This is a genomic window from Aeromicrobium sp. P2_G6, from assembly GCF_056403535.1.
Genome location: NZ_JBFUFH010000001.1, coordinates 947365 through 966400, shown reverse-complemented (window position 1 = coordinate 966400; position 19036 = coordinate 947365). Strand labels below are relative to the sequence as shown.

Annotated in this window: 16 protein-coding genes; 7 read left to right on the top strand and 9 right to left on the bottom strand. The window is 67.6% G+C overall.

Features of this window, described 5'->3' with window-relative positions; all coding sequences use genetic code 11:
• The first annotated feature begins 106 nt into the window (after nucleotides 1-106).
• The 3 genes from rsmG to AC1DVU_RS04675 all read left to right on the top strand — a co-directional run bounded on the left by rsmG (nucleotide 107) and on the right by AC1DVU_RS04675 (nucleotide 2607).
• Nucleotides 107-661, top strand: a complete 555-nt coding sequence (gene rsmG, locus AC1DVU_RS04685) for a 16S rRNA (guanine(527)-N(7))-methyltransferase RsmG (protein WP_476921261.1) — start codon at nucleotides 107-109, stop codon at nucleotides 659-661.
• A gap of 84 nt (nucleotides 662-745) precedes the next feature.
• Nucleotides 746-1720: a ParA family protein gene (locus AC1DVU_RS04680; RefSeq protein ID WP_476921260.1), complete on the top strand. Its 975-nt coding sequence runs from the start codon at nucleotides 746-748 to the stop codon at nucleotides 1718-1720.
• Nucleotides 1717-2607, top strand: coding sequence for a ParB/RepB/Spo0J family partition protein (locus tag AC1DVU_RS04675; protein WP_476921259.1), 891 nt, complete (start codon nucleotides 1717-1719; stop codon nucleotides 2605-2607). Before AC1DVU_RS04680 ends, AC1DVU_RS04675 begins: the two co-directional genes overlap by 4 nt.
• 82 nt (nucleotides 2608-2689) lie before the next feature.
• Here AC1DVU_RS04675 and trxA read toward each other — a convergent pair whose 3' ends face one another.
• The 5 genes from trxA to AC1DVU_RS04650 form a co-directional block, all read right to left on the bottom strand.
• On the bottom strand, nucleotides 2690-3016 hold the full coding sequence (gene trxA / locus AC1DVU_RS04670; RefSeq protein WP_056210625.1) for a thioredoxin: 327 nt from the start codon (nucleotides 3014-3016) through the stop codon (nucleotides 2690-2692).
• Nucleotides 3017-3063: 47 nt separating this feature from the next.
• Nucleotides 3064-4038 (bottom strand): thioredoxin-disulfide reductase, encoded by a 975-nt coding sequence (trxB, locus tag AC1DVU_RS04665; RefSeq protein ID WP_476921258.1) that lies wholly within the window; start codon nucleotides 4036-4038, stop codon nucleotides 3064-3066.
• A gap of 80 nt (nucleotides 4039-4118) precedes the next feature.
• A complete protein-coding gene (locus tag AC1DVU_RS04660; RefSeq protein WP_476921257.1) occupies nucleotides 4119-5687 on the bottom strand; it encodes a protein kinase family protein in 1569 nt (522 codons plus the stop codon).
• Between the two features lie 59 nt (nucleotides 5688-5746).
• Nucleotides 5747-7384, bottom strand: a complete 1638-nt coding sequence (gene murJ / locus AC1DVU_RS04655) for a murein biosynthesis integral membrane protein MurJ (RefSeq protein ID WP_476921256.1) — start codon at nucleotides 7382-7384, stop codon at nucleotides 5747-5749.
• Nucleotides 7377-9443, bottom strand: coding sequence for a DUF6049 family protein (locus tag AC1DVU_RS04650; protein ID WP_476921255.1), 2067 nt, complete (start codon nucleotides 9441-9443; stop codon nucleotides 7377-7379). The genes murJ and AC1DVU_RS04650 overlap by 8 nt, the downstream gene beginning before the upstream one ends.
• Before the next feature lie 102 nt (nucleotides 9444-9545).
• Here AC1DVU_RS04650 and AC1DVU_RS04645 point away from each other — a divergent pair, with 102 nt between their 5' ends.
• Complete coding sequence (locus AC1DVU_RS04645) at nucleotides 9546-10979, top strand: CCA tRNA nucleotidyltransferase (protein WP_476921254.1); 1434 nt, start codon at nucleotides 9546-9548, stop codon at nucleotides 10977-10979.
• Complete coding sequence (locus tag AC1DVU_RS04640) at nucleotides 10979-11566, top strand: TetR/AcrR family transcriptional regulator (protein ID WP_476921253.1); 588 nt, start codon at nucleotides 10979-10981, stop codon at nucleotides 11564-11566. The genes AC1DVU_RS04645 and AC1DVU_RS04640 overlap by 1 nt, the downstream gene beginning before the upstream one ends.
• Nucleotides 11567-11629: 63 nt before the next feature.
• Here AC1DVU_RS04640 and AC1DVU_RS04635 read toward each other — a convergent pair whose 3' ends face one another.
• Both AC1DVU_RS04635 and AC1DVU_RS04630 read right to left on the bottom strand, forming a co-directional pair.
• A complete protein-coding gene (locus AC1DVU_RS04635) occupies nucleotides 11630-12709 on the bottom strand; it encodes an inositol-3-phosphate synthase (RefSeq protein WP_476921252.1) in 1080 nt (359 codons plus the stop codon).
• Nucleotides 12710-12731: 22 nt separating this feature from the next.
• Nucleotides 12732-13328, bottom strand: a complete 597-nt coding sequence (locus tag AC1DVU_RS04630) for a PadR family transcriptional regulator (RefSeq protein ID WP_476921251.1) — start codon at nucleotides 13326-13328, stop codon at nucleotides 12732-12734.
• 193 nt (nucleotides 13329-13521) lie between these two features.
• Between AC1DVU_RS04630 and AC1DVU_RS04625 the strand changes: the two genes are divergently transcribed.
• The gene (locus AC1DVU_RS04625) at nucleotides 13522-15918 is read left to right on the top strand and encodes a transglycosylase domain-containing protein (RefSeq protein ID WP_476921250.1); all 2397 of its coding nucleotides are present in this window, start codon (nucleotides 13522-13524) and stop codon (nucleotides 15916-15918) included.
• Here AC1DVU_RS04625 and AC1DVU_RS04620 read toward each other — a convergent pair.
• Both AC1DVU_RS04620 and AC1DVU_RS04615 read right to left on the bottom strand, forming a co-directional pair.
• Nucleotides 15915-16949, bottom strand: a complete 1035-nt coding sequence (locus tag AC1DVU_RS04620; RefSeq protein WP_476921249.1) for an alanine racemase — start codon at nucleotides 16947-16949, stop codon at nucleotides 15915-15917. The two genes, AC1DVU_RS04625 and AC1DVU_RS04620, sit on opposite strands and share 4 nt — an antisense overlap.
• A 2-nt stretch (nucleotides 16950-16951) precedes the next feature.
• Nucleotides 16952-18085: a lipid II:glycine glycyltransferase FemX gene (locus tag AC1DVU_RS04615; protein ID WP_476921248.1), complete on the bottom strand. Its 1134-nt coding sequence runs from the start codon at nucleotides 18083-18085 to the stop codon at nucleotides 16952-16954.
• Nucleotides 18086-18152: 67 nt separating this feature from the next.
• Here AC1DVU_RS04615 and AC1DVU_RS04610 point away from each other — a divergent pair, with 67 nt between their 5' ends.
• Nucleotides 18153-19034, top strand: a complete 882-nt coding sequence (locus tag AC1DVU_RS04610) for a siderophore-interacting protein (RefSeq protein ID WP_476921247.1) — start codon at nucleotides 18153-18155, stop codon at nucleotides 19032-19034.
• Nucleotides 19035-19036: the final 2 nt, after the last annotated feature.

Here is a 19036-nt window from a genome sequence, read left to right as displayed (position 1 = left end):
GCTGATGACAGGGTCCACATCCGATCCGGCTGACACCGGCCATCAGGATGTTTCACGTGAAACACCCCCGTCGCACGCGGCGGGGGTGTTCGCTTCCCGGCTCCCGGTGGCGGAGCAGTATGCACACATCCTCGCGACCGACGGAGTTGTGAAGGGTCTCATCGGACCTCGCGAGGTCCCCCGCATCTGGGACCGGCACATGATGAACTCGGCCGTCGTCGTGCCGCGCGTCCCCGAGGGCGCCTCCGTCGCGGACATCGGCACGGGGGCTGGCCTACCGGGCCTGGTGTGGGCGATCGCGCGGCCAGACCTCGCGGTGACACTTGTCGAGCCACTGCTGCGTCGAACCCGGTTCCTCGAGGACGCTGTCGAGCAACTCGGCCTCGACAATGTCACGGTACTTCGGGCGCGGGCTGAGGACGTCCACGAGACGTACGACGTCGTCACCGCCCGCGCGGTTGCTGCGCTCGACAAGCTGGGTCGCTGGTGCCTTCCTCTGGTCAAGAAGGGTGGCGTGCTGCTCGCGCTCAAGGGGCGTACGGCACAAGAAGAGGTCACTGCGGCCACGGCAACCCTCCACCGGCTCGGCGCGACGACTATCGTGGTCTCGACGTACGCGAACGGCGATGTGCCGACGACTGTCGTGGAGGTCAGCAAGTGAGCGCATCGACGCCCCACCACCTGCATGTTTCACGTGAAACCAACGAGGGGAATTCATGATCGAGCGCCAACCGGGGTTCATGGCATGAGCGGGACGCCGCACACACCGGGTCCCACCACCGCATCGAACTACCGAGTGCCTGTCCCGTCGCACGACGACTCGACACCCTTGGCCGCGGAAGTCGAGGAGCACATCGCTCTCGTCCGGCGCGCCTCGGCGACTCCCACGTTCGACCCACCGGCCGAGACCCGCGTCTTCGTGGTCGCCAACCAGAAGGGCGGGGTCGGCAAGACCACGACCACCGTCAACATCGCGGCGGCCCTGGCGATCAAGGGGTTGCGCGTCCTGGTGATTGACCTCGACCCGCAGGGCAACGCGTCGACGGCTTTGAACGTGCCTCACGCGGAGGGCACGCCGGGTGTCTACGAAGCCATCGTCGATGGCACGGACCTCGACGAGCTGATCAAGCCGTGTCCGGACATCGAGGGGCTCACGGTGCTGCCGGCGTCGATCGACCTGGCCGGCGCCGAGATCGAGCTGGTCTCGCTCGTCGCACGTGAGTCACGACTCGACCGGGCCCTGCAGGCGTACCTGGCTGACTGCGCAGACGCGGGGGACCGCATTGACTACGTCCTCATCGACTGCCCGCCCTCGCTCGGCCTGCTGACCGTCAACGCGATGGTCGCCGGGCGCGAGGTGCTGATCCCGATCCAGTGCGAGTACTACGCACTCGAGGGTCTCGGCCAGCTGGTCCGCAACATCGAGCTGATCCGCTCACACCTCAACCCCAAGCTCGACATCTCGACGATCCTGCTGACGATGTACGACGCGCGTACCCGGTTGTCCGCGGGCGTTGCCGAGGAGGTGCGCAGCCACTTCGATGAGCGGGTGCTCAAGACTGCGATCCCTCGATCGGTCCGCATCTCGGAGGCGCCCAGCTACCAGCAGACCGTCATCACGTACGACGGCGCGTCCTCCGGCGCACTGTCCTATCTCGAAGCGGCGCGGGAGATCGCGATGAACGGCACCATCGACCAGGTTCGGGAGGACGCACGATGAGTCAACGACGCGGACTGGGACGAGGGCTCGAGTCGCTCATCCCGTCGAGCCCGGCCGAGGCCAAGGCTTCCGGCCTGCAGGAGATCGACGGCGCGCGATTTGCCGAGATCCCGCTCGACCAGATCGTGGCTAACCCGCGGCAGCCACGGCATGTGTTCGACGAGGACCACATGGCCGAGCTGGTCCACTCCATCAAGGAGGTCGGCCTGCTCCAGCCCATCGTGGTTCGTGAGGTCGCCAAGGACCGCTATGAGCTGATCATGGGGGAGCGGCGCTGGCGTGCCAGCGGCAAGGCGGGTCTCGACACGATCGGCGCGATCGTCCGGGACACGTCCGACGAGGACCTCCTTCGCGACGCGTTGCTCGAGAACCTCCACCGGTCGAACCTCAATCCCCTGGAAGAGGCGTCGGCCTACCAGCAGCTGCTCGAGGACTTCGGCTGCACGCACGAGGAGCTGGCCGATCGTATCGGCCGGTCACGACCGCAGATCAGCAACACGCTGCGGCTCCTCAAGCTGTCGCCGGCTGTCCAGCGGCGCGTCGCAGCGGGGGTGCTCTCGGCGGGCCACGCACGGGCTCTCGTCAGTGTCGCCAACCCCGAGATCCAGGACCGGCTCGCCACTCGGGTCGTGGCCGAAGGGCTGTCGGTGCGAGCCCTCGAGGAGATCGTGACGGTCGGGCCCGAGTCGGCCAAACGGCCGTCCGTTCGGCAGTCGGCCAAGCCGTCGGCGCCACGTCTGGCCGACCTGGCTGCCCGGCTCTCGGAGCGCTACGACACCCGGGTCAAGGTCGACCTCGGCCGCTCCAAGGGCAAGGTCACGGTGGAGTTCGCGACCCTCGAGGACCTCGAACGCATCGTCGAGCTCATGGACCCCAAAAAGAACTAAATCTATAAGTCGACAAATAGATAAAGCAATAAGAAGCCCCGGTGAGCAATCACCGGGGCTTCTCTTGGTCTGTTGCAGATGACTAGCTGGCGTGCTCCTCGAGCTCGCTGAGGATCGCGCTCTTGGGACGTACGCCCACGATCGACCGGACGACCTCACCCTTGTAGTAGAGGTTCATGGTCGGCAGTCCGGTGACGCGGTACTGCGCCGGCGTGACCGGGTTGGCGTCAGCGTCCATCTTGACGATCGTGAGCTTCTCGCCCTTCTCCTTGGCGATCTCCTCGAGGATCGGCGCGAGCTGGCGGCACGGGCCGCACCAGCTGGCCCAGAAGTCGACGAGCACGGGGCCGTCGGCCTTCAGCACCTTCTCGTCGAAGTCGGCGTCGGTGACGGCGGTGATGTCTGCCATGGGTTCTCCTTCAGGTCTGTCTTGAGTTCAACGTCTGGGGGCGGTGGTTATTCCACCAGCGCGGCGGCCGGGGCGGGCGATCCGGCGTGCTCGAGGTCGGCCAGGTAGCGCTCGGCATCAAGCGAAGCGGCGCAGCCGGTGCCGGCCGCGGTGACGGCCTGACGGTAGGTGTGGTCGACCAGGTCGCCGGCGGCGAACACGCCGGGCAGGTTGGTCGCGGTGCTGCCGGGCTTGACCAGGACATAGCCTTCGTCGTCGAGCTCGACCTGACCCTTGAGCAGCTCGGAGCGAGGGTCGTGACCGATCGCGATGAACAGCCCCGTCGCGTCGATGCGGCGGAGCTCGCCGGTCACCGTGTCGCGCAACGTGATGCCCTCGAGCTTGTCCTCACCGTGGAGCTCGGCGACCTCGGCGTTCCACTCGAACGCGATCTTGTCGTTGGCGAAGGCGCGGTCCTGCATGATCTTGGAGCCACGCAGCTGGTCGCGACGGTGCACCATCGTGACCTTGGACGCGAAGCGCGTCAGGAACGTCGCCTCCTCGAGAGCGGAGTCGCCGCCACCGACCACCACGATGTTCTGCTCGCGGAAGAAGAAGCCGTCGCACGTCGCGCACCAGGACACGCCGTGACCCGACAGCCGGTCCTCGCCCTCGACCTCGAGCTTGCGATAGCCCGAACCCATCGCGAGCACGACGGCGCGGGCGCGATAGGTCGTGCCGTCGGCGAGCGAGACAGTCTTGATGTCGCTGGTGAGGTCAACCGCCGTCACGTCATCGCTGATGAGCTCGGCGCCGAAGCGCTCGGACTGGGCGCGCAGCTTGTCCATCAGGTCCGGGCCCATGATGCCGTCGGGGAAGCCTGGGAAGTTCTCGACGTCGGTCGTGTTCATCAAGGCGCCGCCGGCGGTCACGGAGCCCTCGAACACCAGGGGCTCGAGGTTCGCTCGTGCGGCGTAGACGGCCGCGGTGTAGCCCGAGGGGCCCGACCCGATGATGATGAGGTTGCGGACTGAGTCGCTCATGAAATGCCTTCTGATCGTGGTACGGGTATCAACGAATACTAGGTGTTGGGCATTCCCGTGCCCGACAGCGTCTCGGCGAGTCAGGAGCGGCCGCGGATGACGACCTCGCGGATCTCGCCGCGGAAGCCCCCGTCATCGACCGCGGGCAGTGATCGGAGCCACACGACGACGTACCGAGTGAGGATGCCGGAGCCCAGGGACACCGTCGCGTCGGTGCCGGCGTCATTGAGAACGGCGACCCGACGGAGGTCGCGGAGCCTGGTGGGGATCTTGGTGGCAGTCGACGGCGAGGCGTAGATCGAGAAGCTCGTCGGCTCGCCGGCGAGGCGTACGCGCAAGGAGTCGACGTCGCGCTGGCCGCCCAGGTCCAGCACCAGCCCGACCCCGTCCTTGAGTCCGCCCAGCTCGGCCGAGCCGAGGTAGGTCGAGGTGCGCCAACCGGTCGTGAGATTGTCGTCGATCGCCAGCCGGGCCTCGTCGGAGTTCTCGCTCTTGTCGTCACCGTGTGGGTCGAAGTCGCCCGCGCGCTGGATCGGCAGGATGCGCAACGGGCTGCTGCGTTCGATCGGGTCGGCACTGTCGTTGGTCGAACGGCCGACGAGGAATGCGAGCACCGTCGCGATGACCAGCGCCCCGACGATGCCGAGCAGGACCAGGCCCCGGTCGCCTCTCGCAGCCCGTCGGGCGCGCGCCTTGCCGCGCTCGAGCGTCGTCGGTGGCGCCGGCTCGTACGCCTTGGGGCGGCGCCGCGGCGGCTCCAGGCCCGGTGGTGGTCCCTCGGGAACGATCACGGGGTCCAGGCGCAGGAGATCGGGCGACGACATGCTGGCGAGGCTCGGCTGGTCGTCGTGCAGGTCGTCGTCCTCGCCGGACAGGTGGAGCGTCCGGGCGATGTCGGCGGCCTTGCGCAGCGGCGTCGCGTGGTTGCGGGGAGGCGTGCCGAGGATGCGGTCGCACGTGGTGTCGACATCGCGGGAGACGCCGGCGCGGACCTGGCGGGGGCGGAGCAACCGGCCGTGCTCGGTCGGGGCGGCTTCCAGGCCGTCGATGTGTGCACCGGGCCAGCGACTCGTCAGACAGGCGTACAACAGCTTGCCGATGGCCTGGACGTCGAGCTGCTCATAGCCCTGGAGGTCCTCCAGGGAGTCCTGCCGGCCGACGGGTGACAGGGCGGTCGCGACGCCGAGGCCCACGACGCGGACCGCGCCGGACTGCTTGAGCAACACCTGGTGCGGCGCGAGCCGGCGGTGATAGACCCCGTGCTCATGAGCATGCGCCAGCGCTTCGGCGACCTCCGCGATGACGGTCGCCGCGCGGCGGTTGGGCAGGGGTGACTGCGCGAGCAGCTGGTCAAGCGGGAAGGCCCGCGCCCATTCGCGGACCACGAGGTGATGGTGCTGCTCGTCCTCGATCAGGTCGAGGACCCGGAGGAACCGCGGATCGGTGACGGACGTCGACTCACGGGCGGCCTGCAGGAAGTGCTCGGCGCGCGGATCGGAGCTCGACAGCATCTCGATGCCGACGTTGCGGTTGAGCACCTCATCGTGTGCCCGCCAAGTCGTCGAGCCGAGCTTCTCGCTGACGAGGTCCTGGAGCTCGTAACGGTGTGCGAGCACATCACCGGAGGCCAGCAGCCGCCTCTCGCTCATCGACACCCCTCTTTGGACTGATTCCATGCTAGTCCGCGGGTGGATCGGAGGCAGACGATTCAGCCGCGGCGCCGCAGGGTGTCGACGACGTACGTCAGCTGGTCCATCCCGAGCACGCGGGCAGCGGTGACGTACGTGACGGCACCGGCCAATCCGGCAACGACCGTCGTGATCGCGCCCCCGACCGCCCGGGCCGGCTCGATGCCTGCGGTGTCGAGGCCGTGCAGGAAGCCGAGGGCGACGAACCCCGCCAAGGCGCACGCGACGACGAGTCGGAGGAAGAACACCACCATCTCCCAGTCGAAGACGTTGCCCACCGCAAAGGCAAGCAGTGACGCCGAGAGGATGGCGCCGACCAAATAGGCGATGCCGAACGCCAGCGCGAGCATCATCGCGACGCGAGCGGGCTCGACGTTGGTGGCGAGGTGATAGGCCAAGCCGATGTTGACCGTCGCGATGACGACCTGGATGAAGAAGGGGGTGCGGTTGTCCTCGTTGGCGTAGAAGCCGCGCAACATCAGGTAGTGCACCGTGAACGTCACCATCGCGAGCGAGAACGCCTGGATCGTGTGACCGATGGCGACGGTCTGGCCGCCGAGGGAGCCGACCCCGCCGGCGATCGCGGTGGCCGGCTGCCCGAGGCACAGGAGCGCGACGGCGACGGGGGCGACGATCGACAACGCGATGCGGACCGTCCGCCCGAGCTCGATGCGGAACCGGCGGTAGTGCCGGTCCGCCGCGAGGCTCGCGAGCGTGGGGATCACCGCGGTGGCCAGCGAAACCGTGATGACCCCGTGCGGGAGCTGGCTGATGAGGAAGCCCAGGCCGTACACCGTGGAACCTGTGGCGGTCTTGCCGTCCGTGGCTCCGGTGATCGTTCCCTTGGTCGCGATCTTGTTGATCGTGATGAAGGCGATCTGGTTGGCGATGATGAACGCGAGGGTCCAGGCGCCGAGCTTGAGGGTCTTGCCGAGGCCGACACCACGGAAGTCGAAGCGCGGACGGAACCGGAAGCCCGCCATGCGGAGATAGGGCACCAGCACGAGCGCCTGCAGAGCGATCGCCGTCGTGGAGCCGAGGCCGAGCACGAGAGCCTCTGAGGTCGAGAAGCCGTCGACGCCGTTGCTGGCACCAAACACGAAGGCGTAGATGACGATCACCGTGCACGCGACGACATTGTTGACGATCGGCGCCCACATCATCGGCCCGAATCGACCCCGAGCGTTGAGCACCTGGCCGGTGAGCACGAAAGCGCCGTAGAAGAACACCTGCGGCAGACACAGCAGCATCAAGAGCCGTGCCGAATCACGCTGGTGACCCAGACCTGGCTTGTTGAAAAGGTCGGCATCGAAGACGACGTGCAGGAGCTGGGGGACGAGCGCGATCAGCACGACCGTGCCGATGCCGAGGACGAGCAGTCCGAGGGTGATGATCCGGTTGGCGTATGCGTCACCGCCGTCCTCGTCGTTCTTCATCGCCCGGACGAGCTGAGGCACCAGCACGACGTTGAACACGCCACCGGCCAGCAGGATGTAGAGCGAATTGGGGATCGTGTTGGCGATGTCGAACAGGTCGGCGTTGAGCGACGTGCCAATCACGATGGCCAACAGGGCCGCCCTGAGGAACCCGGTGAAGCGCGAGACGATCGTGCCGAGCGCCATCCAGGCGCTGGCTCGTGCGATCGTCTGGTCAGTCATCGTCGTCAGCCAGCCGCTCGGACGCGACACGGTTGCGGTTGCGCCGCCGGCTGAAGCGGCGCACCAGCGCGGCGAGCACCAGCAGGGCGGCGAGCCCCATCGCGACCCAGAGCACGACGCCGATCTTGGACGACCTGACGTTGAACTCGGCGGGCTGACCGATCGCCTTGCCGTCGGTCGACTTCAGGCGGGCCGTGATGGTCGTGGCGTTCTGGCGACCCAGGTCGATGTCGACCGTGAGCGTGCGGCGTTCGCCGGCGCCGATGTCGACGGGTTTGACGTCGGGAACCGTCAGCGCCGGGTTGCTGGACTCGAGCGAGACACCGACGCGGATCGCCTCGTCGGTGCCGTTGCGGATCGTGATCGGGAAGCCGCCCTTGGAGCTGGACAGGGTGACGGACGGCGGACCCTTGATCGTGATCTTTCGGAGCTCGGCGCCGGCCTGGGCCGCGAGCTTCTTGGCGATCCCGGTCCCGGTGGCCGGATCCGTACGCCAGCGGATCCCGAGCACGCTCGCGACATCCTGGGCGAGGGCGTCGTCGACCGAGTCGCTCTGCGGGATCACCGAGCTCAGCGCCCCGCCCTTGGCCACGATGTCGGCCGCAGCCTCGAGCTGTGCGCGGCTGAGGGTGCGGTCCTTGGCGAACGCGACCTTGCCGTTGTAGGTCGTCAACGGACGGGTCAACAACGACTCGAGGCTCGTACCGGACGTGAACGGCGTCTCGAACGCCGCAGAGAGCTGTCCGGTCGCCCACTGCGTCCCCGGGTTCCACCTGGGGTCGACCATCGTGACGGCGTCCGCTCGGGACTTGGGGTCGATCTCTCGCTGCAGCGTGGCCAGGGCGGCTTCGCTGAGAATGCGCTGGCGCAGCGTCACGACCGAGTCCTGTCCCGGCACTCCGGCATCGAGCGCATCGGTGACGAGCAGCGGCATAGGCCCGGCTGGGGTCGAGTACTGCACGATCGATCCCTGACGGCGGTCCCAGTCGGGCAGTGCGCCGGACGGGACGATCACCGGACTGTCACCGGGTCCACGCAGGTCGCGCAGCAGCCTCGCCGTGACTCCGTTCGCGCTGGGCCATGACGTCCGCCGGCCGAACAGCTGGAACTTGGTCAGCGCCGAGTCGGTGGCCCGGTTGATGGCCTCCTTGAGTGGCCCCTCGAGGTCGCCGTTCTGCGAGAGCGCGAGCACATCGGGCCGGTCGAAGCCGAGGATCCAGGAGCCCTGCCGTCGGGCGAACGCCAGGAGGTCGTCGAGGAATGCGCGTGCCTCGACCCTCTGCTGGTCGGTGAGGTCGACGTCGTCGGCGACGCGGCGGCCGTTGGCGAGGTCGTCGACGCCGACCAGCAGTGCGGGGTCGATCAAGGCGCTGGAGGAGTTGCTGTCCGTGCTGGCAGCGAGGTCGAGCAGGTTGCGCAGGCGCCCACCGGCGGAGACGGCGGCGATCAGGCCCGCGGAGTCGGCATAGTCACCGTCGTACGTGCGGCGATCCGGCATCAGGAACGGCCAGACCACCGATGCCGGGATCTGCTGGTGCCCGGAGGAGACCAGCGGGAGGAACGTCGTCGCCCTCGCGATCGCGTCGTTGCTGCGCTCACCGCCCGTGTCCGTGCCCAAGATCTGCACGCCAACGGGATAGACGCCCTCGGCGCCGCTGATCCCGAGCTGGGCGTAGGGAACCTTCACCGTGAACTGGCGGCTCTGCTTCGGCGCCAGGTCGCCCATGTCGTCGAACGTGCCTGCGTCGACGACGCGCACGCCGGTGTAGGCGGCGCCGTTGTCGACGGCGTCACCGACCTGGGCGCGAGTCGTGAACGGCACCGTCGGGATGACGAGATAGGCCTGCACGTTCGTCCAGGCGTGGTCGTCGTGGTTGGTCACCGTCCCGGTCATCGTGACGGTGCTGTTGCTCCCGAGGCGACTGGGGCTGAGCGACTGGATGCTGACTGTCAGCTCGGGATCCTTGTCGGCGGCACTGGCTGGCGAGCTCGGCACCATGACACCGCAGAGGATTGTCGCGAGCATCGCGACGAGAACGGGACGACGGCGGCTGCTCACCCGAACATGCTAGACGTACGCGCTGTGCTGGCTGAGCCTGTAGAAGCGCGTCCTGTCGACGGGCTCAAGGCACGCGGCTGATCGCCGATAGAGTATGTCCTCGTGCCCACGCCCACGCTGAACCCGGATCGACGGGCCAGGATCGAGGCCTCGCTCGACGCCAACCCGTTCCTGGCCGAGCTCGGCGCGCTGTTCGAGGCGGCGGGCCACGAGCTGGCCATCGTCGGCGGTCCCGTACGCGATGCGGTCCTCGGCCGGCCCGGGAACGACTGGGACTTCTCGACATCGGCGCGGCCCGCGGAGATCGAGCGCATCGCCGGGTCGTGGGCGGACGCCATGTGGGACGTCGGCCGCGAGTTCGGCACGATCGGGCTGCGCAAGGGGCAGCACGACCTCGAGATCACGACCTACCGCAGCGATGCCTACGACACCGCTTCGCGCAAGCCCGAGGTGCAGTTCGGCGACACCCTCGAGGGCGACCTGTCGCGGCGCGACTTCGCAGTCAACGCGATGGCGATCCGGCTGCCGTCGGCGGAGTTCGTCGACCTGTTCGGTGGCCAGGACGATCTCGACGCGCGGTTGCTGCGTACGCCGGTCACGCCCGAGCAGTCGTTCAGCGACGACCCGCTCCGGATGATGCGGGCCGCGAGGTTCGTGTCCCAGCTGGGGTTCAGCGCAGCCCCCGACGTCGTGACGGCGATGACCGACATGGCGAGCCGACTCGAGATCGTCTCGGCTGAGCGCATCCGCGACGAGCTCAACAAGCTGATCCTCGGCGCGCACCCCGTCGCGGGTTTGCGGCTGCTGGTCGACACCGGCCTTGCCGCGCAGATGCTTCCCGAGCTGCCGGCCCTGATCCTCGAGCGTGACGAGCACCATCGGCACAAGGATGTCTACGAGCACTCGTTGACGGTGCTCGAGCAGGCGATCGAGCTCGAGGGCCGGCTGGAGTCGCAGCCCGACCTCGTGATCCGCCTGGCCGCGCTGCTGCACGACATCGGCAAGCCCAAGACGCGCCGGTTCGTCGAGGGTGGAACCGTGACGTTCCACCATCACGACGTCGTCGGCGCCAAGCTCACCCGCAAGCGCATGAAGGCGCTGCGCTACAGCAACGACATCATCGACCAGGTCGCGAAGCTCGTCGAGCTGCACCTTCGGTTCCACGGCTACGGCTCCGGCGAGTGGACCGATTCGGCCGTACGCCGTTATGTCCGCGATGCCGGCGACCAGCTCGAGCGCCTCCACATTCTGACCCGCGCGGACTCCACGACCCGGAACCAGAAGAAGGCCTTGCGCCTCCAGCGGACGTACGACGAGCTCGAGGAGCGGATCGCGGTGTTGGCCGAGCAGGAGGAGCTCGGCTCGATCCGCCCCGATCTCGACGGTGCACAGATCATGGCGATCCTCGGCATCCCGCCGGGGCCCGAGGTCGGCGAGGCGTACCGGTTCCTGCTCGACCTGCGGATGGATCGCGGCCCCCTGAGCGAAGCCGACGCCACAGAGGCCCTCAAGGCCTTCTGGAACGCTCGAAGCTGATGGTCGAGCGTCACAGCGACGGACGGGTCGCGCGCGGCGAACGTACGCGTGAGGCGATCGTCGAGGCGCATGCCGAGCTCCTGCGCGAGGGCGAGCTGAAGCCGACGGCCAAGGTCATCGCGGAGCGGGCGGGGGTGTCGCTGCGGACGCTCTGGCTCAACTTCAAGGATCTCGAGACGCTGCTCGAGGCGACCACGGCGTACTGGCTCGATGCCGACGCCAGGATGCGTCAGACGATCGACGCGTCACTCCCGTTGGACGAACGGATCGACCGGTTCTGCCGGCAGCGCGCCCTCCAGCTCGAGCACCTCGAGCCCGCAGCCCGGTCGGCGGTCCTCGGCGAGCCGTTCTCGCCGGCGCTGGCTGCGGCCCGACGTGAGCTCATCCAGCGGCTGCGCCGCGACCTGCTCGAGACCTTCCCGGCGGAGCTGGCCTCCGAAGGCGGCGCGGACGGCGCGTTGTGCGTTGCCCTGATGGCGGCGGCGGGCGGCATGACCTGGTCGTTCGCCCGCGACGACCTCGGTCGCGAGGTCGACGAGGCCCGCGCGATCATGCGCGACACGTTCGCCCGGCTGCTCCGGGCATGACGAAGGGCCGGCCCCCACGGGACCGGCCCTTCATGGCTTCGACAAGCTCAACCAGCGGTTGGCTTAGCGCTCGACTTCACCGCGGATGTACTTCTCGAGCATCTCGCGACCGAGGTCGTCGGGACGCTGCTCCGGGGGCGACTTCATCAGGTAGGACGAGGCCGACAGCAGGGCGCCGCCGATGCCACGGTCCTTGGCAATCTTCGCCGCACGGATGGCGTCGATGATGATGCCGGCGGAGTTGGGCGAGTCCCAGACCTCGAGCTTGTACTCGAGGTTGAGGGGGACGTCACCGAACGCGCGACCCTCGAGGCGGACGTACGCCCACTTGCGGTCGTCGAGCCACTGGACGTAGTCGCTCGGGCCGATGTGCACGTTCTTGGCGCCGAGGTCGTGGTCGAGGTTCGACGTCACGGCCTGCGTCTTCGAGATCTTCTTGGACTCGAGGCGGTCACGCTCGAGCATGTTCTTGAAGTCCATGTTGCCGCCGACGTTGAGCTGGTACGTCCGGTCGAGCACGACGCCACGGTCCTGGAACAGCTTGGCCATGACGCGGTGCGTGATGGTCGCGCCGACCTGGCTCTTGATGTCGTCGCCGATGATCGGGACGCCGGCGTCCTCGAACTTCTTGGCCCACTCGGGGTCCGAGGCGATGAAGACCGGCAGAGCGTTGACGAACGCGACGTTCGCGTCGATCGCGCACTGGGCGTAGAACTTGTCGGCCTCTTCGGAGCCCACCGGGAGGTAGGAGACGAGGACGTCAGCCTTGGTGTCCTTGAGGACCTGGACGATGTCGACGGCCGGGGCGTCCGACTCCTCGATCGTCTCGCGGTAGTACTTGCCGAGACCGTCGAGCGTGTTGCCCTTCTGGACGATGACGCCTGTCGGGGCCACGTCCGCGATCTTGATCGTGTTGTTCTCGCTGGCCTGCGTCGCCTCGGAGAGGTCGAAGCCGACCTTCTTGGCGTCGACGTCGAAAGCGGCGACGAACTCGATGTCCTTGACGTGGTACTCACCGAACTCGACGTGCATGAGCCCGGGGACGTTGCCTGCGGGGTCAGCGTCCTTGTAGTACTCGACGCCCTGGATCAGGGACGTGGCGCAGTTGCCCACACCCACAATTGCTACGCGTACCGAACCCATGGGTTCTCCTTCATTGATGTGTTCACTTCTCGGTCGTGTTGAGGTCTGTGCTGGTCGTGCTGTCTGTGTCTGGATAGCCGCCGGAGCGCTCGCGGTCGATCAGCTCGGTCAACCAGGTGACCTCGCGTTGGACCGACTCCAGGCCATGCCTCTGCAGCTCCAACGTGTAGGAGTCGACCCGATCCCGCTTCCGCTGTCCTGCCTTGCGGACGTTGTCGAGGCGCTCCTCCAGTCGGCTTCGTCGTCCCTCGAGGATGCGAACCCTCGAGGCGGCATCGGTGCGCGCGAAGAACGCGAACCGTACGCCGAACGTCTCGTCGTCCCACGTCGAAGGACCGGAGTCCTCGAGTGCCTGGCTGAAGTGTTCCTTGCCCTCGGCGGTGAGCTTGTAGACGATCCGTGCACGGCGTCCCCGACCCTCGGGCTCGGTGGCTTCGTCGGCCACGATGAAGCCGGCCTTGCCGAGAGCCTTGAGGCAGGGGTAGAGCGTGCCGTAGGACAGGATGCGGCTCCAGCCGAGCAAGGCGTTGACCTGCTTGCGCAGCTCGTAGCCGTGCATCGGGGCATCGTGGAGCAGTCCGAGGACTGCCACCTCGAGTGCCGCGCCGCGTCGTGTCATGTGCCCGTCCTGACAAAGTCTGTCATTTGTTTGTATATCGGAACGATACATCTAACTGGTGTATCGGCAAACCCTCGGTCTTCGTGACCCAGCACACGCGGACCCCGGGCGATTAACCATTCCTCAGGTAGGTTCGGCACACTTGGTCGTTGACGGATCCGATTCCGGGATCCCCATGGAGGTAGACGGACCCTTGCCAGCACAGCGAAAGAAAGCGCCACGTCCTGACGCGGACGGTGGGCGGCTCAAGGCGATCGCCCGAAAGATCGGTGGAGCCGGCCCTTGGTGGCTCAGGACGATCCGCTGGGGAGCCCTGCTGAGCGTGCTCGGCGTGCTGTTCATGGCCGCGACGTTCTTCATCCTCTACCAGACCATCAGCATCCCCAGCGCGAATGCCGCGTTCCAGACGCAGACGACCAAGGTCTACTACTCCGACGGCAAGCACGTGCTCGGCACCTTCGCGACGCAGGACCGCGAGAGCATCTCGATCGACGAGATCCCGGCCTCGATGCAAGCCGCTGCGATCGCCGCCGAGGACCGCTCGTTCTACTCCAACCGCGGCATCGACATCAAGGGCATCATCCGCGCGGCCCGCAACAACGCCACCAGTGGAGAGATCCAGGGCGGTGGCTCCACGATCACGCAGCAGTACGTCAAGATCCTCTACCTGACGCAGGAGCAGTCCTACAAGCGCAAGGTCAAGGAAGCGATCCTGTCGATCAAGATCCACAACCAGCTGAGCAAGAAGGAGATCCTCGAGGGCTACCTCAACACGATCTACTTCGGCAACGGCGCCTACGGCGTCGAGGTCGCCTCGAAGACGTACTTCGACAAGCCGACCTCGCAGCTCAACTACGCCCAGTCGGCGATGCTCGCGACGATCATCAACAGCCCCACCTACTACGACCCGTACGCCGAGGGTGCCGCGGACCGCATCGGGCCGCGCTTCCGTTACGTGCTGGCGGGCATGGTCAAGGACGGGGCCATCACGGCCGACCAGGCTGCGAAGTTCAGCGACCACCTGCCGAAGGTCGTCCCGAAGCGCGAGATCAACCGCTACAGCGGCTCGAAGGGCTACCTGCTCGACCTCGTCAAGAAGCAGATGGACGGCCTGGAGTTCTCGTCGGAGAAGGTCGACGGGGGCGGTCTCCGCATCGTCACGACCTTCAACTACCGGAAGCAGAAAGAGGCGGTCGCGGCGATCAAGGCCTTCCGTCCGGCCGGCAAGGACGAGCTGCACCAGTCGCTGGTCTCGATCAAGCCGGGGACCGGCGCCGTGCAGGCGATGTACGCCGGGCGCGACTACCTCAAGAACCAGGTCAACTGGGCGACGTCTCGCACGCAGCCCGGTTCGACGTTCAAGGCGTTCGCCGTCGTCGCGGCGCTGGAGAACGGTTACAGCCTCAAGACCAAGCTCAACGGTGCGTCACCGCTCATCATCGATGGCAAGCCCGTCACCGAGAACCAGGGCGACAGCGGCGGTGAGTCGTTCGGCAACGTGCCGCTGGAGTTCGCGACGCAGAAGTCGATCAACACTGCGTTCGTCGACCTCATGGACCAGATGAAGGACGGACCCGTCAAGACCCTGGACGCCGCCGAGCAGGCCGGCATCCCGACGAGGATCGTCGACGAGGTCAGGAACCAGAACGGCGGTCCGCCGCTGGTCACCCCGCTCGGCTACTTCCCGGTGGCGCCCGTCGACATGGCCAACGCCTATGCGACGCTCGCGGCCGACGGCAAGCGGGCCGACTGGTACGTCATCGAGTCGGTCAGCGACTTCCGCGGCAAGTCGCTCCACAAGCACAAGGTCGAGACCGAGCAGACGATCCCCAAGGATGTCGCGGCGGACACGATCGCGGCGATGCAGAAGGTCGTCAACTCCGGTGCCGCGGGCACGGGATCCAACGCGAGGACGATCTGTCCGACGGCCGGCAAGACCGGCACCGCGACGTTCGGACCCGACAACGACCAGCACGTGTCGTCGTCGTGGTTCGCCGGCTACACGCCCAAGCTCGCGACTGCCGTGATGTACAACCGCGGCAAGCTCGGCAACGGTGACCTCGAGGGCTACATGACCCCGTTCTTCGGTGGCCAGATCCCGGCCAAGACGTTCCAGGCCTACATGAACTCGGCGCTCGAGGGCACCGAGTGCGGATCGTTCCCGAAGCCGGCGAACATCAAGTCCACCAAGGGCACGACCTACAAGAAGCCGCCGCCCAAGTGTGGCAGCGACCAGCAGCTCAACGACAAAAAGACGAAGTGTGTCGACAAGCCCAAGCCGACGCCGACCCAGGAGCAGTGTGGGCCGAACGAGCAGCCGGACGGCAACCTCGGCTGCGAGCCGACCTCGAAGGATCAGTGCCCGACAGAGCCCGGCAACGGACCGTGTTCTGAACCGACTTCTGGGACGCCCACGAACAAGCAGGACTGTGAGGCTGCCGGAGGCACCTGGAACGCGCCCTTGGGACCGTGCACGCTGCCCCCGGACCAGGGCGGATGGCTCCTGCTGCCCGTCCTCGCCGGCATGATCGGTCTGGGTCGGCGGCGAGAGGACGACGATCCCCTACAGCCGGTCGTCCGTCTGCGCTAGCGAAGGTTGATGGCGTCGAACGTGGCGGTGGTGAACCGCACCGCCACGTCGACGCGGTCACCGACTTGCGGCACCTGGGCCGATGCCGGCAGGAACACCATGCTCGCCTGCATGTGGGGCGGCTCGGCGAACCAGCGCTGCTTGCCGTCGATCGTGAACGGTGACAGTGAGAAGCCGGCGGCCTCGAGCCCGCCCTTGGCGAGCGACTTGCCACGCTGTACGACGCCGGCTGATGCCTTGGGTGCCTCGAGGGCGATGCCGTTGCTGGTGCCCCCGGAGATGACGAGCAGCGAACCGTCGCGCGGCATGGGCCGCTGCCGGTAGCCGACCCGCTCGCCACGTGCCACGAGATGGGTGTCGAGCACCGTCGCGCGTACGGACAGGGCGCCGAGATCGCCGAGCCACAGCGCGGTGCCGATGCGGGGCCGGATCTCGAGCTGGGGGCGGCGCTCACGCAGGATCGTGAGCTCTGCCTGGGTCAGGTGCGAGGCGTAGAACGCCGTCGTCTCGACCTGCGAGGCCTCGAGCGCCGCGGCCCAGTTCTCGGCCTCGCGGAGGTTGCCGCCGGCCATCGGGAGGTGGATCGCGAAGCCCTCGACCCGCAGGTCGCCGAGGGCGGCAACTGCTGCGGCCAGCTCGTGCCGGTCGAGCCCGTGTCGGGCCATCGACGTCTCGCCCTCGAGCAGGACACGCGCCGTGGCATCGGGACCGGCGGCGAGTGCCGCGATGTCCTCGACCCGGCCGACCGTGTGGATGACCCGCTCGTCGTGGATGACATCGGTGAAGAACGGCCGCCACGGCGTCAGCACCATGACGTCGCCGCCGAAGGCCGCCAGCGCATCAGGCACCTCGGCGTACGTGCCGACGGCGATCATCTCGAGGCCGAGCTCCTTGGCCTCGGCGGCCAGCAGGTCACGGCCGAGGCCGTAACCGTTGCCCTTGATGACCGGGACGATGCCGGGCGTGTTCTCGACGACGGCACGCAGCCCTCGTCGCCAGCGCTCGGCGTCGATGTCCAGCTCGAAGGTCACGGTCATCGCCTCTTCATATAGGTCGTGAAACCGAGGTGCAGGGCGCGGTTGAGCGGCAGGTCCCACTCGCCGAGATACTCGACGGCCTCGCCGCCGGTGCCGACCTTGAACTGGATCAGCCCCACGTGCGAGTCGTCGGGATCAAGCGTCTCGGTGATGCCGCGCATGTCGTACGCCGTGGCGCCGGCGGCCATCGCGTCGCGGATCATCTGCCACTGGACGGCGTTGGAGCCGCGAACGTCGCGCTTCGCAGTGGTCGAGGCGCCGTAGGAGTACCAGGCGTGCTCGCCGACGCGCACCATCGTGGTGGCGGCGACGAGGTCGCCCTCGTGACGGGCGAGGTAGAGCACGAGGCGGTCGGGCTCTTCGGCGGTCAGTGCGTCCCACATGCGTTCGAAGTACGACAGCGGCCGCGGGGTGAAGTGATCACGCTCGGCGGTCTCGGCATACACCCGGTGGAACTCGGCGAGGTCGCCACGCTGACCGCGTACGACCTCGACGCCGGCCTTGGCGGCCTTCTTGATGTTGCGCCGCCACTGCTGGTTCATGCCGGCGAGGATCTCCTCCTCGGACCGCTTGGCAAGGGGGATCTGGAAGTTGAACTTCGGCTGGCCGGCCGAGAAGCCGTTCTCGGTCGGGATCTCCTTCCAGCCCAGCCGGGTCAGCGCCGCGGCGACGCCGAGCGCCTCGTCGTCGCGTACGTCTGCGGGTACGTCCGACAGCGTGGTGAGGACCGGATCGGCAATCGCCTGCTTGACCGTCGAGGCGTGCCAGCGGCGGGTGATGACCGGCGGTCCCATGCGGATGCCGAAGGCGCCCTGCTGCTTGAGGTGCGCCGTGAGAGGGGTCAGCCAGCGACCCAGGTCGGGGTCGTTCCAGTCGATCTCGGGGCCCTCGGGCAGGTAGGCGAGGTAGCGCTTGAGCCGGGGCAGCTGGCGGTAGAGCACGAGTGCGGCGCCGGCCAGGGTGCTGCCGTCGAACCAGCCGATCGACTCGCCGCGCCACTCGTTCTTGACCGTCGCCCACGCCGGGGTCTGCAGGAAGCTCACCGAGGACCGACTCCGGATGAAGTCAAGGTGCTCAGGTGCGCTGATGGACCGGACACTGAGTGGCCCTGGCGGAGTAGTTGACGTCACCGCGCCACGCTACCAACCGGGCGTAAGTTAGGCTGGCCTAAGTAGGCTGCCGATCGAGGGGAACACAGTGAAGACGTATGCCGCCACGGTGCTGGGACGCCGCCGGCTCTCCGCCCATCTGGTCACCGTGACGCTCGGTGGTCTGGACCGCTTCGCCTCGACCGGCATCCCGGACGAGTACGTACGCGTGCTGATCCCGCCGGCCGGTGCCGAGCTCGCGCTCCCCGAGATCGACGACGACTGGAAGGTCACGCTGCACGACGGTGCGGTCGAGCCGGAGTCGCGGGTCTACACCGTGTCGGATCACCGCGTCGTCGACGGCGACACGCGCATCGACCTCGACATCGCGCTGCACGACGAGGGCGTCGGCTCCGACTGGGCGCGGACGTGTCGTCCCGGCGACCGGGTCGGGTTGATCGAGCCGCATGGCCTGTATGCCGCTCCGACCGGGGTGCGCTGGCAGCTCCTGGTCGCCGACATCACCGGCGTGCCCGCGGTGGCTCGGATCCTGCGCGGCCTCGACCCGGGTCAGAAGGTCGAGGTCGTGATCGTGCTGACCGACGCCGGTGACGAGATCCCGCTCCCGAGCCCGGCCGACGTCGAGGTCACCTGGCAGGTCGTTGCCAAGGACACCGACATCTGCGACGCGCTGGCCGAAGCGGTGACGTCGCGCGACCTGCCGGCCGGGGACCGATACGTGTGGCTTGCCGGCGAGGCGCGCGCGAGCCGTGCCGTTCGGCGCCACCTGCGCCGTGAGCTGCGGTGGCCCCAGGCCGACTTCTACACGTGCGGCTACTGGCAGATCGAGGCCGAGAAGTGGAACGCTCGCTACGAGGAAGTTGCCGACGAGGTGCTCGCCAAGGCCGCCGAGGTCGAGAAGAAGGTCGGCGACGACCAAGGCGCCTACCTCGACGCCCTCGACGACATCTACGAGTCGGTGGGCCTGTAGAT

Coding starts and splice junctions, on each gene's coding strand:
- AC1DVU_RS04660 (WP_476921257.1), bottom strand. CDS start 5,687: ATGAGCGAGAGGCGGCTGCTGGCCTCCGGTGATGTGCTCGCACACCGT.
- AC1DVU_RS04640 (WP_476921253.1), top strand. CDS start 10,979: ATGGTCGAGCGTCACAGCGACGGACGGGTCGCGCGCGGCGAACGTACG.
- AC1DVU_RS04680 (WP_476921260.1), top strand. CDS start 746: ATGAGCGGGACGCCGCACACACCGGGTCCCACCACCGCATCGAACTAC.
- trxA (WP_056210625.1), bottom strand. CDS start 3,016: ATGGCAGACATCACCGCCGTCACCGACGCCGACTTCGACGAGAAGGTG.
- AC1DVU_RS04630 (WP_476921251.1), bottom strand. CDS start 13,328: ATGACACGACGCGGCGCGGCACTCGAGGTGGCAGTCCTCGGACTGCTC.
- AC1DVU_RS04635 (WP_476921252.1), bottom strand. CDS start 12,709: ATGGGTTCGGTACGCGTAGCAATTGTGGGTGTGGGCAACTGCGCCACG.
- AC1DVU_RS04675 (WP_476921259.1), top strand. CDS start 1,717: ATGAGTCAACGACGCGGACTGGGACGAGGGCTCGAGTCGCTCATCCCG.
- trxB (WP_476921258.1), bottom strand. CDS start 4,038: ATGAGCGACTCAGTCCGCAACCTCATCATCATCGGGTCGGGCCCCTCG.
- murJ (WP_476921256.1), bottom strand. CDS start 7,384: ATGACTGACCAGACGATCGCACGAGCCAGCGCCTGGATGGCGCTCGGC.